The organism is Pseudomonas sp. D3-10 (genome assembly GCF_051132175.1).
Classification (GTDB): Bacteria; Pseudomonadota; Gammaproteobacteria; order Pseudomonadales; family Pseudomonadaceae; genus Aquipseudomonas.
In genome coordinates, this window is record NZ_CP071668.1 from 1,138,976 (window position 1) to 1,157,212 (window position 18,237).

Consider the following 18,237-nt stretch of genomic DNA (forward strand, 5'->3'; position numbering starts at 1 on the left):
CCTAGTTAATTCAGGCAAGTTCGGTCAGACCATCGTCAGCAGCACGGCGACAAAGATGCTGCCGGCGGAGAAGGTCATGGTCCGAGACGACCAGGTGTTGAACCAACGTTGAAAGCTGGCGAGATCACGGGTCAGGTGGGTGGGCTGGCGGGTCCAGGACTGTTGATCGAGGCGGAAGAACACATAGATCTTCACCATCGCGCCGACGATCTGGTTGTAATAGAGAATCGCCGGGTAGGCCGGGCCGATCCGGTGTCCGGAGCACGACAGCAACAGGGTCAGTAGCAGCCGCGTGATGCCGATCCACAGCAGGTACACCAGGATGAACGCGGTGCCGTACTTGATGCTGGCGATGATCGCCACGGTCAAGCCCAGCAGCGAAGTCCACATCGAGACGCGCTGGTCGAACAGCACCACCGACGTGAACAGGCCCAGACGCCGCAGACCCAGGCCCAGGGCCCGGGAGTTCTGCCGCAGGTTGTTGCCGTACCAACGGAACATCAACTTGCGACTCGCCTTGATGAAGCTTTTTTCCGGCGGATGCTCAACCGTGTTGATGGCCGCGTCTGGCACGTAGAACGTGTCGTAGCCCAGGCGCATCAGGCTGAACCAACTCGATTTGTCATCGCCGGTGAGGAACTTGAAGCGGCCCAGGCGCCAGTGTTGCAGCGAGTCGCTTTCCACGTCGGCGATGAAGTCCGGGTTGGTGACCACGGTCGCGCGGAATACGGACATGCGTCCGGTCATGGTCAACACGCGCTTGGACAGGGCCATGGAGCACATGTTGATGTGACGCTGGGCGAAACGCAGCTTGTGCCACTCGCTCATGATGTAGCCGCCGCGTACTTCGCAATATTCGTTGGTGGTCAGGCCGCCGACATTGCCGAACAGTTGGAACCACGGCACGGTCTTGCGCACCACGCCCTCGGCGAGGACGGTGTCGCCATCGATCACCGCGACCACCGCGCGATCGTCCGGCAGGTGGCGGGAGATGGCGCGAAAGCCGTAGGCCAGACCGTCACGCTTGCCGGTGCCAGGGATGCGCACGAAGTCTAGCTTGACGTGCTCGGGCGGGTTCATGCGGGCCCAGAGGCTCTTGACCAGCAACTCGTCGGACATTTCCACGATGGAGCAGACCACGGTGGTGGGCAGCCCGCACTCGATGGCTTCGCGAATTACCGAGCCATAGACCTGGGCGGTGGTCAGCGCATCGATGCGAAAGCTGGTCACCATCAGGTACACATGGGACGGGTCCGCCGCCTTGCCCAACTTGCGAACCTTGCGGCGCAGGTGTGGGTAGACGATGTACAGGAAGATCATGCCGCGCACGAAATGCGTTGCTCCCATGGAGTAACGCCAAATGCCCACGGCGCCGATCAGGAAGATGAAGTCCTTGGATTCGGCGTCGAACGTGGACGTGGGCAACGCCGTGGCGATGCCCATCAGTAAACTCAAGTAAAACAGCCAACCGGCGGCCTGAAGCAGGCCGTGCTTTAGCCTGTGCATAATCTGCATCCGTCTCTATCTCGGGCGGGCCCTGGGGGCGGCCCGATGGGTTAAGGCAGGCGAAAGGCCGGCCGGGGCGAGCCCCGGCCGGCTAACAGACTTACCAGCAGATGCCTTCGGTCCGGCCATTCGCAGAGGTGGCCTTGGACATGAACCCAACCAGGTCGATGACCTGCTTGCCTTCCGGTACGTTCTCGGTCAGCGCGCGGAACTTCTCGTCGCGGTTGCCGAGGATGATGATGTCGGAGCTGTCGATCACCGCGTCGAAGTCGGAGTTGAGCAAGGACGAGACGTGAGGGATCTTCGACTCGATGTAATCCTTGTTCGCACCGTGGACACGGGCGTATTCGACGTTGCTGTCGTAGATGCGCAGGTCGTAGCCCTTGCCGATCAGCATTTCCGCCAGCTCTACCAGCGGGCTCTCACGCAGGTCATCGGTGCCGGCCTTGAAGCTCAGGCCCAGCAGGGCGACTTTGCGCTTGTCATGGCTGGATACGATGTTGAATGCGTTCTGAACCTGGGATTCGTTGCTGCGCATCAGCGAGTTCAGCAGCGGTGCTTCCACGTCCAGGGAGCCTGCACGGTAGGTCAGGGCGCGCACGTCCTTGGGCAGGCACGAGCCGCCGAAGGCGAAGCCTGGGCGCATGTAGTACTGGGACAGGTTCAGGGCCTTGTCCTGGCAGACCACGTCCATTACTTCACGGCCATCGACGCCGACAGCCTTGGCGATGTTGCCGATCTCGTTGGCGAAGGTGACCTTGGTGGCGTGCCACACGTTGCAGGTGTACTTGATCATCTCGGCGACGGCGATGTCCTTGCGGATGATCGGCGCATCGAGTTCTTCGTACAGCGATTGCAGGACGTCGCCCGAGGCTTTGTCGAACTCGCCGATGACGGTCATTGGCGGCTGGTCGTAATCCTTGATCGCGGTGCTTTCGCGCAGGAACTCAGGGTTGACCGCAACGCCGAAATCAACGCCGGCTTTCTTGCCGGAGCAATCTTCGAGGATCGGGATAACGACGTTGGCCACGGTGCCTGGCAGTACGGTACTGCGGACCACGATGGTATGGCGGGTGGTTTTCTCGCGCAGTACAAAACCGATTTCACGGCACACTGCTTCGATGTAGTTCAGTTCCAGGTCGCCATTCTTCTTACTTGGCGTGCCGACGCAAATCATCGACAGATCGGTATCACGAATTGCTTCGGCGAAGTTGGTAGTACCACGCAACCGACCTGTTTGAATGCCTTGCGCCAACAGCTCGCCAAGACCCGGTTCAACGATCGGGGATTTACCCGCGTTGATCATGTCGATTTTGTCTTTGGCGACATCTACGCCAACTACGTCATGGCCCCGTGCAGACAGGCAACCGGCACATACTGCACCGACGTAACCCAAACCAAATATGCTAATGCGCATCGCATTTACCTCTGTTTTCACGCCATTAAATGGCCGGAGTTAATAGTGTTCAGCGGTCATCGTGCACTCGGAAGTGTGGAATGCAGGCGCCACAGTGCCGTGTGCAGGCATACAAAGTTCCGAGTGTCTAAATAATTGCACTCAAGTTGTGCGCAAAGCGGCCTAGTTGTTATGACCTGCCCTGTTATGCAGCCAGTCCTCGTTGGCGGGACGTCGGTGCAAAAGATCCTTCACTTCAGACTCCTGGCAAAAAGCCCACAAAATCAGAAGCTTGTGTGCTCGGGGGAGCACGTTAATAGGGGCGCGGCCTTGGCCTTGTAGGGGATACTAATGGTGCATTATCTCCCGTCCTTCAGGGTGGATCCAATTAGACGACCGTTTCGCTAAGTTGTCGTTACAACTCTGTTACTCCGGACGACGTGCCACGTAAGTTATCTCGTACATCCTCGGCGAGAATCGTTACGGGTGGTATGAGCCGTGCGTTTTGACATAGTTCCGATCCGCTCATCGCCATTTTCGAAATTTTTCGAAATATCTGCCTAGATGGCACTGCCCTCATAGTGATAGCACTCGCGTTTTTAGCCTTTAGTTTCGGGGAGTTGAGGGGGGTAGATAGTTTTGTGCCACTACTGATGAAAAATTTCCGTGCCACTACGGAAAAATCTGACATTTGTCGAGTGAAAGAAAAGTTAGCGCGGTGTGTGTTTGTTTTATTGGCGCCAAGATAGTGGCAAGTAGGGAGGGGAATCGGGATGACATCTAGCGAAGTGATCGAGGCCCCTTATCGGGGCCTGAAAGAGGTATTGCGTTATTGCGGGGCGTGGTCGCGCAAGAAGACCAGTTTTTCCGGGGTGGATTGTTCGGGGTTGTAGCGATAACCCTGCACATCAAACTCCCTTAGTGCAGTGGGATTATTAATGCGTTGTTCGATGACAAATCGGCTCATCAGGCCCCGGGCTTTTTTCGCGTAGAAGCTGATGATCTTGTACTGGCCGTTCTTGAGGTCCTTGAATTCGGTATCGATCACCCGTGCCTTCAGGGCACTGCGTTTAACCGCCGAGAAGTATTCATTGGAGGCCAGGTTCAACAACACGTCGTCACCCTGTTCGGCCAAGGCTTCGTTCAACCATTCGCTGATGCGGGTGCCCCAGAAGGCGTAAAGATCCTTGCCCCGGGCATTGGCCAGTTTCGTGCCCATCTCCAAGCGATAAGGTTGCATCAGGTCCAGGGGGCGCAGCAGGCCATATAAACCGGACAGCATGCGCAGGTGCTGTTGGGCGAAATCGAAATCGGCGTCACCGAGGCTTTGCGCATCGAGGCCGGTATAGACGTCGCCTTTGAAGGCCAGCAATGCCTGTTTGGCGTTGGCGGGGGTGAACGCCGGGTTCCAACTGCCGAACCGTGCTGCGTTGAGGCCGCCGATCTTATCGGAAACGTGCATCAGTTCGCTGATCTGGGCCGGCGAAAGTTCGCGTAGTTGCTCGACCAGCTCCTGGGAGTGGTCAAGGTATTGCGGCAGGGTGAAGCGCTCGATGGCCGGCGGTGTTTCGAAATCGAGGGTCTTGGCGGGGGAAATCACCATCAGCATGCAGACGTCTCCTTTGAGGGTGCGGCGATTCTAGGGGGTTGTCCGGGTGGACTCCAGCTATTGGGGTGATAGGGGATGGATGGTGGTGGTGCCTTTGTGGCGAGCAAGCAAGCTCCCTCGCCACAAAGGCAGGTTCTCCAAGAAGGATCAGCTATCATGCCGCGCGGGTTTCGTTATGGAGACATCCCCTTTGCGTATCGCCCTTCTATTGTCGGCCTGGTTGTTGAGTTTCGCTGCGATCGCCGCACCCAACGACGTCGCCACCTTGGACCGCAGCACCTGGCCTGAGCAACTCACCAATCCGACGCTGTTCGATGTTGCCTCGCGCGCCGAGATCCTGATGTTCGCCCGGGTATTGCTGGACGTCGATGCCATGGATGAAGTGGCGCTCAAGCAGTACCTTGGGCTGCGCTCGGTCAATATGGCGGCGGTCGACGCGCTGCGCACACGGCTGTGGCAGCGTCTGCTATCGAGTTACAACTTTGCCCAGCGAAGCTGTGAATTGGATGCCTCCTTCTGCTATCTGGTGGAAAACATGGCGACCCTGCGAGAAGAAGCGGGCAGGTTCCAACTCGATGATAATTCCTACTACATCAAGTGGGCCGAGCCGAGCCGGACCTTCCACACCCACTATCGGGACGAGTTGTTGCGCAAGGCGGCGCTGTTTCCCCAGGTCAGCAGTGAAATCGAGCGTTTCGGCGATTACGAGCGCAACGGCGAACAGATGAACGACCGGCTGTTCTTGCTGACCTTCGACAGCGGGGCCAATATCGCGCCGGATAACACCCCGTGGCTGACCGAATACCTGCGAAAATCGAACATGAACGGTACGTTCTTCGTACTCGGCAAGGATATCCAGGCGCGGCTGGCGGATCGCTCGGTCAATGATCTGCAGAGCCTCTATTCCAGACAATGCGTCGGTGTGCAGGGCTGGGAGTTTCGCTCTCACAGCTATTGGCAGGATTGGCAAGACTCGGTGCGGCGCAGTGTCGACCTGGTCAAGGGCAAGCTGCCGGAGAATTTCGTGCCGCTGTTCCGCCCGCCCCAAGGCCAACGCCGGGGCGATGCGCAATCATTCTTCCAGGCACAGGGCCTGCAAGTGGCGCTGTGGGATATCGATCCTCAGGACAGCACCAACCGCCTCAAGCCCGAACAGAGTGCCCAGCGGGCGCTGACCTTGATGCTGTTGTGGCGCCATGGCGTGATCAACTTCAACGCCAAGCAGGATGCGGTGAAAATCGCACTGCCCTGGCTCGTAGCGCAAACGGCGCAGAGCGGGATCGGCTGGGAGGAATGTCAGGACGCGTTTCGCTGAAAGATGGGAAAGGCCCGGAAACATTGGGCGGGGCGGGTTTTTTGGCATGCATTCGGTGCGACCCGACTTCCGACTTTAACGGTGCGACAGCGGTACGCCAAGGGTTATTCGTCACTCTGAAAAATAAACTTCAAAAAAGCGTCAAAGTGCTTTTTCCTGTCATGTGTTTTGGAGTATCAAGAAGTCAGACCGCCGAAACCTGCAACACAGGTGGCGTCTTCCAAGACCCAGATTGTGTGCAGTTCACCTGAATCCTCGCGGGTGAATTCGGTGGCTACCTCGAGGCGCAGCACTGTCACGGTATTGCGTCGAATGGCCCCCACATAGGTGACCGAGTATGGATGACCACGGACGTAGCCCTTCCTCCAACCAGCCAATCCTCTATGTACTCGATACCAACGTATTGATCCACGATCCAAACGCGCTCCTGAACTTCGAAGAACACCACGTAGCCCTCCCGATGACCGTCCTTGAAGAGCTGGACAAGCTCAAGAGTGGGCATCACAGCGTGGCGGCCGAATGTCGCCAGGCGATTCGCCTGATCGACAAGACCCTGGGGGACGCCTCTCCCGAGGACGTCGAACTCGGCGTACCGATCCAACGTGGCAAAAGCGGCCCCAAGGGCCTGCTCTCGATCCTGATGAGCAAGCGCACCGAACCCAACCTGGTGCTGCCTGAACACCTTAACGACAACATCATCATCAACCAATTGATCGACCTGCACGCGCGCAACAAGGATCAGGCCGTGGTGCTGGTGACCAAAGACATCAACATGCGCCTCAAGGCCCGCGCCTGCGGGATCGCGGCCGAGGACTACAGCACCGACCAGCTGGTCGACGACGTGTCGCTGCTGCCCAACGGCTACCACACGATGACCGGCTCCTTCTGGGACCGCGTGAGCAAGGTCGAGACCCGCCAGGACCATGGCCGCACGTGGCACCAGGTGCAATTGATCGACAATCTGCCGGCGGTGCATATCAACGAATTCATCATCGACGAACAAGGCTTCGTCGGCTGGATCAAGGAAATCCAGGTCGACAAACTGCTGATCCTCGACTTGCATCAGGAACCCTTGTTGCATCAGGAGGCGTGGGGCCTCAAGCCTCGTGACATCTACCAGAGCCTGGCGCTGTTCGCCTTGCTCGATCCGGATATCCACCTGGTCAACCTGTCCGGTGCGGCTGGTTCCGGCAAGACCATCCTGGCCCTGGCCGCTGCTATCGAGCAGACCATGGTCAGCAAGCGTTACCGGCGCATCATCGCCACCCGCAGCGTGCAGGGCCTGGACCAGGAGATTGGCTTTTTGCCCGGCACCGAAGCGGAAAAAATGGAGCCGTGGCTGGGCGCGATTACCGACAACCTCGAAGCCTTGCACATGGATGACGAAAGCACCCATGGCAGCGTCGACTACATCCTCAGCAAAGTGCCGTTGCAGTTCAAATCCCTCAACTACATCCGAGGCCGCAGCTTCCAGCAAAGCCTGATCTTGATCGACGAATGCCAGAACCTGACGCCGCACCAGATGAAAACCATCATCACCCGTGCCGGCGCCGGTTCCAAAGTGGTGTGCCTGGGTAACCTGGCACAGATCGACACCCCATACCTGTCCGCGACCAGCTCCGGGCTGACCTACCTGACCGAACGCTTCAAGGACTTCCCCAACGGGGTCCACATCACCCTGCAAGGCGTACCGCGCTCGATCCTGGCCGAATACGCTGAGTCTCATCTGTAACACCAGCCGAACCGGGCGACCCCACCGTCGCCCGGTTCTTCCATGCACCACATAACCCTGTGGGAGCGAGCCTGCTCGCGAATGCGGTGTGCCAGCCAAATATTTTTATCTGAAGCACCGCTTTCGCGAGCAGGCTCGCTCTCACCAAGGATCCTCAGTGTCTGCAAATTACGGGCACGACAATCAGCCCTGCCAGAATCTGACCCACGGGTTTACAATCGACGCTCCTGATCAGGAGTAACCCTGTGCTGACTCATCTCGATTCCCAAGGTCGCGCCAATATGGTCGACGTGACCGACAAGGCCGTGACGTTCCGTGAAGCCACGGCTGAAGCCTTTGTGCGAATGCTGCCCGATACCCTGCGGATGATCGTCAGTGGCGGCCATCCCAAGGGCGACGTGTTTGCCGTTGCCCGCATCGCCGGCATCCAGGCTGCGAAGAAAACCAGCGACCTGATTCCGCTCTGCCACCCGCTGATGCTCACCGGCGTCAAGGTCGAGCTCAATGCCGAAGGCGAGGACCGGGTACGTATCGTTGCCCGTTGCAAACTGTCGGGGCAGACCGGAGTGGAAATGGAAGCGCTCACCGCCGCCAGCGTCGCCGCGCTGACTATTTATGACATGTGCAAAGCCGTGGACCGGGGCATGACCATCGAAGGCGTGCGGGTGCTGGAAAAGCTTGGCGGCAAGAGTGGTCATTTCCAGGCGGATGCATCATGAAAATCACTGTGAAGTTTTTTGCTCGCTACCGCGAAGCGCTCGGCGTGGACTCGGTTAAGGTGGAAGGCGGTTTCGCCACGATTGACGATGTGCGCGCCTTGCTCGCGCAGCGTGACGGCGCCGAAGTGCTGAAAGAGCAAAACCTGATGTGTGCCCGCAACGAAGATCTCTGTCAACTCGACGAGCCAGTGGCGGACGGCGATGAGGTGGCGTTCTTTCCCACCGTGACCGGAGGCTGAGCCATGGCGATTCGGGTACAGGTGGAACCGTTCGACCCGGGCAGCGAAGTCAACGCGATGCACGCGGCCAATGTCGGCGTGGGTGCTGTGGTCAGTTTTGTCGGCTACGTGCGCGACTTCAATGACGGCCTCGATGTGTCCGGGATGTTCCTGGAGCATTATCCGGGCATGACCGAGAAAGCGCTGGGCAAGATCGCCATCGAGGCCGAGCAGCGCTGGCCATTGCTCAAGCTTGAAGTGCTGCACCGCATCGGCGCCTTGGAGCCGGGTGAGCCGATCGTTTTTGTCGGCGCCGCCAGCGCCCACCGCCAGGCGGCGTTCGACGCCTGCGCCTTTGTCATGGACTACCTCAAGACCCGCGCGCCGTTCTGGAAAAAAGAAAACACCGTCGATGGCCCGCGCTGGGTCGAAGGGCGGGACAGTGATCATGCGGCGGCGGATCGCTGGAAGCAGTAGTCCACGTCGTTTCTTCGCAATACTTATGCCCGCATCGCGAGCAAGCTCGCTCCCACAGTGGCGCTTCGTTGCACACAATGTTTGTGTCTGACACAGATCCCCCTGTGGGAGCGAGCCTGTTCGCGACGAGGCCGGTAGCCTCCCATCACTTTCGCCTGTTTCCCCAATTGACGATGTGTACATTAAAGTCCAGTATGGATTTATCAGTACAAAATCAGTCGCACCTGCCTTTCTCTGCCAAACCAACAACAACCCGCGAGAGAACGATTATGAAGAAACTCCCCCTCATCACTGGTCTGGCCTTGAGTCTGTTGGCCTCCAGTAGCCTGTTCGCCGCCGATAAAACCTTGCGCATCGGTATCGAGGCGGCTTATCCGCCGTTTGCTTCGAAAACCTCGGAGGGGAAAATCGAGGGGTTTGACTACGACATCGGCAATGCCTTGTGCGCACAGATGCAGGTGAAGTGCGAGTGGGTCGAGGGTGAGTTCGATGGGCTGATCCCGTCGCTCAAAGTGAAGAAGATCGACTTGGCCCTGTCGTCCATGACCATCACCGAAGAGCGCAAGAAGTCGGTGGATTTTACCAACAAGTATTACTTCACCTCATCGCGCCTGGTCATGAAGGAAGGGGCGTCGGTCGATGACCAGTACGCCAGCCTCAAGGGCAAGACCGTCGGCGTGCAGCGCGCCACCACCACGGACCGTTTCGCCACGGAGGTCTTTGAGCCCAAGGGCGTTACGGTCAAGCGCTACAGCAATAACGAAGAAATCTACATGGACCTGGCGTCGGGTCGCCTGGATGCGATTTTTGCCGACACCATTCCTTTGGAAGACTTCCTGTCGATGCCTCGTGGCAAGGGCTATGCCTTCGTCGGGCCGGAGCTCAAGGACCCGAAATACGTCGGCGAGGGCGCCGGGATTGCGGTGCGCAAGGGCAACACCCAATTGGTGGCGGATTTGAACAAGGCCATCGACGGGATTCGGGCCAGTGGCGAGTATCAGAAAATCCAGGCCAAGTATTTCAAGTCGGATATCTACGGCGATTGATCGATAGCCTTCGCGAGCAGGCTCGCTCCCACAGAGGATTTGTGTCGTGCACGAGATATGTGTGCAATGCGATTCAATGGGGGAGCGAGCTTGCTCGCGATGGCGTCAGGCCAGGCAACCCAAAACCTCAGCCCTTCAATTCCTTCAGATGCTTGTACACCGTTGCCCGCCCCATGTTCAGCACATTGGCCACATAGTTGGACGCGCTCTTGCCCTTGAACGCGCCTTCGGCATGCAGCGCCAACACCAGCTCGCGTTTGTGGTCGCGGGTCAGCAGGTTCAGGCTCAGTTGACGCTCGCGCATCCAGGCGTGCAGGAAAGTGTTGATCCGCTCCTGCCAGTCATCACGAAACAGTGAATCCGGCTGGGGAATCAATTTGCCTGGCGACAGGAACAGATCCAGCGCGGCCTTGGCATTCTCGAACAGCGAAATATTCAGGTTGATGCACAGCACCGCCAGCGGATGACCGTTTGCATCGCGCAGGACGCTGCTGAGGCTGCGAATCTTCTGTCCGTCCCAGTTCAGTTTTTCGTACGGCCCGATGTTACGTTCGCTGACGTCCTCACTGAGCATGTCTTCCAGGGACGAGTCATCGCCGATTTCGCGCTTGGACAGGTTATTGGCGATGTAGTCGACCTTCTGGGTGCGCAGGTCATGCAACACCACTTCCGCGTGGGGGTAGAACAGTGTGGCGATGGCATCGGCGATAGTGCGGAAGTTATCGAGTGTCGGATTGGCTTGCGGGGCATTCATGACAGGACTCCAGACGGTCAGCGCCCCGTGGAACAGGGGCGCGGGGGAGTGTGCCGCAATCGTGGCGATGCGTCACCTCACCGAAGGTCAACCCAGGCGAGTGGGCGATAGCATCGCGGCGTTCAGGCCGAAACGGGTCAAAGGCTCAGGCAGTGGTTCACCGCGCGCCAGTGCCGCGCTTGCCTGGCCCATGGCAGGGGAGGTCTGGATGCCATAGCCCCCCTGGGCCGCGACCCAGAAAAGGCCGGGCACTTGTGGGTCGAAGCCGGCCAGCAGATCACCGTCAGGCACGAAGCTACGCAATCCGGCCCAGGTGCGGGTCGGACGGCGAATGGTCAGGGTGGTCGCCTCTTCGATCTGGTAGATGCCCATGGCGATGTCCAGCTCTTCGGGCTGTACGTCGTGTGGTTCGACCGGGTCGGCATTGGCCGGAGAGCCGAGAAACATGCCAGCGTCGGGCTTCATATAGAAAGATTCGTCGAGGCTCACCAGCATCGGCCAGTCGTGGATATCCACACCCTCGGGGCCAGCGAAAATGAACGCCGCCCGCCGCTTGGGTTGCAGGCCCAGCTTGCGCGCGCCGGCCATTTCGGCCACTTGATCGGCCCAGGCGCCGGCCGCGTTGATCAGCACCGGCGCGTAGAACGTCTGGCTGGCGGTCCTGACCTGCCATCGCCCTTGGTCGTCGCGGATCAAGTCCAGCACTTCGCTGTCGGTGTGTACCTCACCGCCGCTGCGACGGATACCGCGCAGATAGCCTTGGTGCAGCGCATCGGTATCGATATCGCAAGCCGTGGGGTCGTAGATCGCGCCGTGGACTTTTTCCCGTCGCAGGATCGGCAGGCGCAGGCAGGCCTCTTCGGCGCTGAGCAATTGCATTTGCGGCACCGTGGCCTTGGCGCTGAGGTATTGGTTACCAAGCTCGGCCGGGTCGCCGATGAAGTCCACCGTCATTTCGCCGCGCGGGGTGAGCAACGGGTGTACGCAGAACCCGGCTGGTGGTGCGTCGAAGAAATCCCGGCTGGCCTGGGTCAATGCCCGTACCTGAGGGGTGCCGTAGGCTGCGGTGTACAACGCCGCCGAGCGTCCGGTGGAGTGATAGGCCGGATGGGATTCGCGTTCAAGCACAATGACCCGGCCGTGGGGTGCGAGCCAGTAGCCGGTGGAAGCACCGGCGATGCCGCCGCCGATGATGATGAAGTCTGCTGAGATCATAAAGTTCTCCTGTCGAGCACATTGCCGGGAGTTTCCGAGAACCCGTGGGAGCGAGCCTGCTCGCGAAAGCGGTGTGTCAGTCACGCGTATTTATCTGATAAACCGCTTTCGCGAGCAGGCTCGCTCCCACAAGGGAAAATGGGTGTGTCAGTCGAGAAGTTGGTAAAGCGCATTCGCCAGCGCAACATCCTCCAGCCCCAACCCAATGGAACGGAAAAACACATGGCGCTCATAGTTTGGTCGCGCCGCACGTTCGCTCAGCAGATCGGGCAAGTCACCCACAATGCTTGAAGGCTCCCAGCCATGCTGTTCAGCGGCGATCAACATCTCGCCAGCCGAGCCCGGAGTGGTCTGACGATAGTCGCAGAACACATCCATGTCGTTGAGGCTCTGGGGCGGTACTTCATGCGCGCGCGGGGCATTGGTGCTGATGGATGTGATCAACGTCGGTTTGCCGAGGGTCTGCGGGTCTAGCACCGCTACGGCGGACGAGGTGCAGAGCATCACCACATCGACGTCGTGCAACGCGGCTTCAAGTGTATCGGCGATGTGCAGGCGCGGGTCGAGCCCGGTGATTTGCGCGAGATCCTGGGTTGAGCGCTCTTTGAGGCTTGGCGAATAGAGACTGATGCCTTGCCAATCCCGCAGTCCCTTGACGTACTGCACATGGGCGCGCGCCAGCGCGCCACTGCCGATCACCGCCAGGCGCCTGGCGTTGTGCGGGGCGAGGGCATCGATGGCGACGGCGGTGGTGGCGGCGGTGCGGACGGTCGTCAGCTCGGCGGCATCGCACAGCATCAACGGCTGGCCGGTCTGCATCGACATCAGCAAAGTCCAGGCGGTGATGAGTGGCCCTTGCTCGCGCACGATGTAGGGCGAGGTCTTGACCCCATAGACCTGGTCTTGAGCCAGCACACCGAGGAAGTTGATGAAGTCCCCGGCGCCCTCGGGAAACACCACCCTTTGCTGGGGCGGCTGCACCGCTTGCCCGGCCGCAAGATCGCGGAACAGCTTGCGCAGGACTGCCAGCACATCGACGTGCCCGAGCAGTTCTCGGGCCTGGGCTTGGGTCATGACATGAGGCGTATTGGTCATCGTAGACTCCGGGTGTCTCGAGTAAACTAATTTGTCCATTATGGACTTTTAGTTTATCCGAGCAATATCCCCGGGCAAAAAAAAACGCAGCCTGTGTTGGCTGCGCTGATCGTTCCCACGCGCTGCGTGGGAATGCCTCAGTGGACGCGTTGCGTCCGTCTCGACGTTAGGGCCGCTTGCGCTCAACCGGCCGCAACAGATGAGTCGGTGGCATCTCGCAACTGATCTTGCGACCCAGCAGCGCTTCGATCGACGGCAACTGGTAAGAGTCGTCTTCGCCGGCAAAGCTGATCGATACACCTGCTGCCCCGGCACGACCCGTGCGACCAATGCGATGCACATAGTCGTCCGGTACTTCAGGCAAGGTGAAGTTGATCACATGGCTGATGCCGTCGATGTGAATGCCCCGACCCGCCACATCGGTGGCGACCAGCACGCGGATCTTGCCTTCGCGGAAACCTTCCAGTGTCTTGATCCGCTTGTGCTGCGGCACGTCGCCCGAGAGCTGGGCGGCGTTGACGCCGTCGCGCACCAGGCGTTCCTCGATGCGGCGCACTTCGTCCTTGCGGTTGGCAAATACCATCACCCGCTCCCAGCCATTGTCGTTGACCAGGTTGTAGAGCAGCTTGTACTTGTCGGCACCGGCAACGGCGTAGATATGTTGCTCGACGTTCTCACTGGCGACATTCTCGGCTTCGATTTCGACGATGGCCGGGTCAGTCGTCCACTGTTTAGCGAGGTTCATCACATCGTCGGTGAAGGTGGCGGAGAACAGCAGGGTCTGGCGTTCGCTTTTCGGCGGGGTCTGGCGAATGATCTGGCGGACCTGGGGAATGAAGCCCATGTCGAGCATGCGGTCGGCTTCGTCCAGCACCATCACTTCGACCATGTCCAGGTGCACGTCGCCGCGCTGGTTGAAATCCAGCAGGCGGCCCGGCGTGGCCACGAGGATGTCGCAGTGGCGGGCTTCGAGGTGCTTGAGCTGCTTGTCGAAATCCATGCCGCCCACGAACGTCATCACGTTCAGACCGGTGTACTTGGTCAGGTCGGCGGCGTCCTTGGCGATTTGCACCACCAGTTCGCGGGTCGGCGCAATGATCAGCGCGCGCGGTTCGCCCATATAGCGTTCCTTGGGCGGTGGGGTCTGAAGCAATTGGGTAATGATGGAAATCAGGAATGCGGCGGTCTTGCCGGTACCGGTCTGGGCACGGCCGATGGCGTCTTTGCCAGCGAGGGTGTAACCGAGCACCTGCGCCTGGATCGGCGTGCAATAGGGAAAGCCCAGGTCCTGGATGGCATGCATCAATTCAGGGGCGAGCTTGAAATCGTGGAAGCGGGTCTTGCCTTCCTGGGGCTCTACGACAAAGTCCTCGAGCTTCCAGGCGACGACGGGCGGTTTTGGTGCGCGTTCGCGGCGCGGCCTTGGCGCTTCGCTGCGTGGCTTTTCCTGGGCAGGGGCCGCGACAGGCTGGGCTGCGGTGGCGGTTGGCGGCGTTGTTTTCGCCTCCGCAACCGGCGGTGCGGTCCGGCGCGACTGCTGCGCATCGGCGCGGTTCGGGGCCTGGGGCGCGCTGGCGACAGGCGCGAGCTGCTCGGCCTCGCTTTTACCGAACATCTTCTTGAGTGCTTTGAGCACGGTCATCTCATCGATTGGTTAAGGAATGTACGCCGGCCAGTGTAATGCAAGAAACGGGCGCGGCGTAGTGTGTTCATCAAAGCGCTGGCGTGCGATAGGCCTCTTAGCGCAACTGCTTATCCAGCCAGGCGCCGATGTCGCGGATCTCCTCGGGTAACACTTCGTGGCCCATTGGGTATTCCTGCCATGTCACGGTGACACCATGCTGCTTCAGATACTCTTTCGCCGTCCGGCCCATCGGGTTGAGCACCACCTCGTCGTATTGTCCGTGCAACGCCAGTACCGGGATGCGCTGCTGGCTGGCAGAGAGTTGCAATTGCTCGCTGAAAGTTGGCGCATATGTGGACAGCGCGATAACGCCCCCCAGGGGCCCCTGCCATTTGACGAATGCGGTGTGATAGACCACCGCGCCACCTTGGGAAAAACCCGCGAGGAAGATTCGCGAAGCGTCTATTCCGCTGGATCGCTGGGTTTCCATCAGGTCGATGACCCGCTGGGCCGAGGTTTCGAGTTGATCTTCGTCAATGGCTCGAGCCGGGCTCAGGGCACGGATGTCGTACCAGCTTGGCATGGCATAGCCACCATTGATGGTGACGGGCTGAGTGGGTGCTTGAGGCAGGACGAAACGTGTGGTGAGCAGGCTTTGCTGCAACATTTCGGCTACGGGCATGAAGTCGTAGCGATCGGCGCCCAGGCCGTGGAGCCAGATAATGCAGGCATCGGCGGTGCCAGAAGGCTCGAGAATCAAGGGGTCGGTCATGGTGTGCTCCAAAAATGTGCGGGCGCGCTCGATCAGTGCATGGTTACGGTGCGCGCTTGGTGCCTCAGTTAATTACATGTCGCAATGCTACAACTTTTTGTCTTGACGTACCCGGTATGGGGTAAGCGCAGCGGTATGGTACGGGCTTTGCTATGGGGTAGCTGAGTGATGATTCTTACGCTGCGCGGTAACACTATCAGCTAGACGCGACGCATGGGATATCAGAAATCCGGTGATGGATGTTCGCCAATAGCCGCTACGGGCTTCGCGAACGTGAAGGGCTACAGCCCGTTCGGCCGATTGGTGAGAAGTGAGCAGGCCGCTGTTGATGGGCGCTCTCATTAATAGACTCATAGCGAAGGCCCAGACGTCGGTCGACCCTAAAAAAAGCCAACAGGGGTCGGCAATGCCTCAAAAGGGTGCGACAGGGCTCAAGCTCCGACACAACAAGAGCAAAACTGGAGGTTTGAATGAAGTTACTGAAATCCACCCTGGCAGTCGTGACTGCAGCAGCAGTCCTCGGCGTCAGCGGGTTCGCTCAGGCGGGTGCAACCCTGGATGCCGTGCAGAAGAAAGGTTTTGTGCAATGTGGTGTAAGTGATGGCTTGCCGGGCTTCTCGGTGCCAGATTCCACCGGCAAGATCGTCGGTATTGACGCTGACTTCTGCCGTGCCGTTGCCGCTGCGGTATTTGGCGATGCGACCAAGGTCAAGTTCAGCCAGTTGAACGCCAAGGAGCGCTTCACCGCGCTGCAATCGGGCGAAATCGACGTGCTGTCGCGCAACTCCACCATGACCAGCTCCCGTGATGCGGGCATGGGCCTGAAGTTTCCTGGCTTCATCACCTACTATGACGGCATCGGTTTCCTGGCCAACAGCAAACTGGGCGTCAAGAGCGCCAAAGAACTGGACGGTGCAACCATCTGCATCCAGGCCGGTACCACCACCGAACTGAACGTATCCGACTACTTCCGCGCCAACGGCCTGAAGTACACCCCGATCACCTTCGACACCTCCGATGAAAGCGCCAAGTCGCTGGAATCCGGTCGTTGCGACGTGCTGACCTCCGACAAGTCCCAGCTGTTCGCCCAGCGCAGCAAGCTGGCCTCGCCAAAGGACTACGTGGTTCTGCCGGAAACCATTTCCAAGGAGCCTCTGGGCCCGGTCGTGCGTAACGGCGACGACGAGTGGCTGGCTATCGTGCGTTGGACTGGCTTCGCCATGCTCAATGCCGAAGAAGCAGGCGTGACTTCGAAAAACGTCGAAGCCGAAGCCAAGTCCACCAAGAACCCTGACGTCGCTCGTATGCTGGGCGCTGACGGTGAATACGGTAAAGACCTGAAGCTGCCTAAGGACTGGGTCGTGCAGATCGTCAAGCAAGTCGGCAACTACGGCGAAATGTTCGAGCGCAACCTCGGCAAAGACACCCCGCTGCAAATCGATCGCGGTCTGAACGCTCTGTGGAACGCAGGCGGCATCCAATACGCACCACCAGTGCGCTGATGGTTCTATCACCCGGTGGGCCAACCACCGGGTGATGTTCTGTTCCATTCTTTGCGGGGCACTTCATGCAAAATTCAATCGGCGCACCTAAGCAGAGGTTCAGCCTCAGCGATCCACGAGTGCGTGCGTGGGTATTTCAGATCGTCACCATCGTGGCGGTCATCTCGCTGGGCTGGTTTCTGTTCGATAACACACAAACCAACCTGGAACACCGGGGCATCACGTCCGGTTTCGGTTTTCTGGAGCGCAGTGCCGGGTTCGGCATCGCCCAACATCTGATCGACTACACCGAAGCGGACAGTTATGCCCGCGTCTTTGTCATCGGTCTGCTCAACACCCTCCTGGTGACCTTCATTGGCGTGATCCTGGCGACCATCCTGGGGTTCATCATCGGCGTCGCACGCTTGTCGCAGAACTGGATCATCTCCAAGCTGGCGACCGTCTATGTGGAGGTTTTCCGTAACATCCCACCGCTGTTGCAAATCCTGTTCTGGTACTTCGCCGTATTCCTGACCATGCCGGGACCACGGGCTGCCCACAATTTCGGTGACACGTTCTTCGTCAGCAGCCGGGGCCTGAACATGCCGGCGGCGCTGGTGGCCGATGGGTTCTGGCCGTTCGTGATCAGCATCGTGCTGGCGATTGTCGCGATCGTGCTGATGACGCGCTGGGCCAACAAGCGCTTCGAAGCGACGGGCGAGCCGTTTCACAAATTCTGGGTCGGCCTGGCGCTGTTCCTGGTGATCCCGGCAATCTGCGCTTTGGTCTTCGGGGCGCCTGTGCATTGGGAAATGCCACAGCTCAAGGGCTTCAACTTCGTCGGCGGCTGGGTGTTGATCCCGGAGCTGCTTGCGTTGACCCTGGCCTTGACCGTGTACACCGCGGCGTTCATCGCCGAGATCGTGCGCTCGGGCATCAAGTCGGTCAGCCATGGCCAGACCGAGGCGGCCCGTTCCCTGGGGCTGCGCAACGGTCCGACCTTGCGCAAAGTCATCATCCCGCAAGCCCTGCGTGTGATCATTCCGCCGTTGACCAGCCAATACCTGAACCTGGCGAAGAACTCTTCCCTGGCGGCTGGTATCGGTTACCCGGAAATGGTTTCGCTGTTTGCCGGCACGGTGTTGAACCAGACCGGCCAGGCCATCGAGGTGATTGCGATCACCATGAGCGTGTACCTGGCGATCAGTATCAGCATTTCCTTGCTGATGAACTGGTACAACAAGCGCATTGCGCTGATCGAGCGGTGAGGAAACGCGC

The 18,237-nt window shown here is 59.3% G+C and carries 16 protein-coding genes; 8 read left to right on the top strand and 8 right to left on the bottom strand.

Annotated elements, in window-relative coordinates; all coding sequences use genetic code 11:
- Positions 1-24: 24 nt before the first annotated feature.
- From alg8 to yaaA, 3 genes are all read right to left on the bottom strand, one after another.
- On the bottom strand, positions 25-1,506 hold the full coding sequence (gene alg8, locus J3P90_RS04940) for a mannuronan synthase (protein WP_420765390.1): 1,482 nt from the start codon (positions 1,504-1,506) through the stop codon (positions 25-27).
- 100 nt (positions 1,507-1,606) lie between these two features.
- The gene (locus J3P90_RS04945; RefSeq protein ID WP_434607617.1) at positions 1,607-2,923 is read right to left on the bottom strand and encodes a nucleotide sugar dehydrogenase; all 1,317 of its coding nucleotides are present in this window, start codon (positions 2,921-2,923) and stop codon (positions 1,607-1,609) included.
- A gap of 808 nt (positions 2,924-3,731) precedes the next feature.
- Positions 3,732-4,511: a peroxide stress protein YaaA gene (yaaA, locus tag J3P90_RS04950; protein WP_434675905.1), complete on the bottom strand. Its 780-nt coding sequence runs from the start codon at positions 4,509-4,511 to the stop codon at positions 3,732-3,734.
- Between the two features lie 190 nt (positions 4,512-4,701).
- Here yaaA and J3P90_RS04955 point away from each other — a divergent pair, with 190 nt between their 5' ends.
- From J3P90_RS04955 to J3P90_RS04980, 6 genes are all read left to right on the top strand, one after another.
- Positions 4,702-5,826 carry a polysaccharide deacetylase family protein gene (locus tag J3P90_RS04955; protein WP_434564142.1) on the top strand — a complete coding sequence of 375 codons (1,125 nt, stop codon included), beginning with the start codon at positions 4,702-4,704 and terminating at the stop codon, positions 5,824-5,826.
- A 337-nt stretch (positions 5,827-6,163) separates the two neighbouring features.
- On the top strand, positions 6,164-7,558 hold the full coding sequence (locus J3P90_RS04960; protein WP_030139644.1) for a PhoH family protein: 1,395 nt from the start codon (positions 6,164-6,166) through the stop codon (positions 7,556-7,558).
- A 245-nt stretch (positions 7,559-7,803) separates the two neighbouring features.
- Positions 7,804-8,277, top strand: coding sequence for a cyclic pyranopterin monophosphate synthase MoaC (gene moaC, locus J3P90_RS04965; RefSeq protein WP_434648847.1), 474 nt, complete (start codon positions 7,804-7,806; stop codon positions 8,275-8,277).
- Entirely contained in the window at positions 8,274-8,516 is a 243-nt protein-coding gene (locus J3P90_RS04970) for a MoaD/ThiS family protein (RefSeq protein WP_420765386.1), read from the top strand. The genes moaC and J3P90_RS04970 overlap by 4 nt, the downstream gene beginning before the upstream one ends.
- A gap of 3 nt (positions 8,517-8,519) precedes the next feature.
- Complete coding sequence (gene moaE, locus J3P90_RS04975) at positions 8,520-8,972, top strand: molybdopterin synthase catalytic subunit MoaE (protein ID WP_420765385.1); 453 nt, start codon at positions 8,520-8,522, stop codon at positions 8,970-8,972.
- Between the two features lie 269 nt (positions 8,973-9,241).
- Positions 9,242-10,018: an ABC transporter substrate-binding protein gene (locus J3P90_RS04980; RefSeq protein WP_434675906.1), complete on the top strand. Its 777-nt coding sequence runs from the start codon at positions 9,242-9,244 to the stop codon at positions 10,016-10,018.
- A gap of 127 nt (positions 10,019-10,145) precedes the next feature.
- Here J3P90_RS04980 and J3P90_RS04985 read toward each other — a convergent pair whose 3' ends face one another.
- The 5 genes from J3P90_RS04985 to J3P90_RS05005 form a co-directional block, all read right to left on the bottom strand.
- Entirely contained in the window at positions 10,146-10,772 is a 627-nt protein-coding gene (locus J3P90_RS04985) for a helix-turn-helix transcriptional regulator (RefSeq protein WP_420765383.1), read from the bottom strand.
- 87 nt (positions 10,773-10,859) lie between these two features.
- A complete protein-coding gene (locus J3P90_RS04990) occupies positions 10,860-11,987 on the bottom strand; it encodes an NAD(P)/FAD-dependent oxidoreductase (RefSeq protein WP_434675907.1) in 1,128 nt (375 codons plus the stop codon).
- Positions 11,988-12,134: 147 nt separating this feature from the next.
- Positions 12,135-13,082 (bottom strand): ornithine cyclodeaminase family protein, encoded by a 948-nt coding sequence (locus J3P90_RS04995; protein ID WP_434675908.1) that lies wholly within the window; start codon positions 13,080-13,082, stop codon positions 12,135-12,137.
- A gap of 166 nt (positions 13,083-13,248) precedes the next feature.
- Positions 13,249-14,724, bottom strand: a complete 1,476-nt coding sequence (gene rhlB / locus J3P90_RS05000) for an ATP-dependent RNA helicase RhlB (protein WP_434675909.1) — start codon at positions 14,722-14,724, stop codon at positions 13,249-13,251.
- A 97-nt stretch (positions 14,725-14,821) separates the two neighbouring features.
- On the bottom strand, positions 14,822-15,478 hold the full coding sequence (locus J3P90_RS05005; protein WP_434607604.1) for an alpha/beta hydrolase: 657 nt from the start codon (positions 15,476-15,478) through the stop codon (positions 14,822-14,824).
- A 470-nt stretch (positions 15,479-15,948) separates the two neighbouring features.
- Between J3P90_RS05005 and J3P90_RS05010 the strand changes: the two genes are divergently transcribed.
- Positions 15,949-16,980, top strand: a complete 1,032-nt coding sequence (locus J3P90_RS05010) for an amino acid ABC transporter substrate-binding protein (protein WP_186610954.1) — start codon at positions 15,949-15,951, stop codon at positions 16,978-16,980.
- A gap of 65 nt (positions 16,981-17,045) precedes the next feature.
- On the top strand, positions 17,046-18,227 hold the full coding sequence (locus tag J3P90_RS05015) for an amino acid ABC transporter permease (RefSeq protein WP_420765378.1): 1,182 nt from the start codon (positions 17,046-17,048) through the stop codon (positions 18,225-18,227).
- The last annotated feature ends 10 nt before the right edge of the window (positions 18,228-18,237 follow it).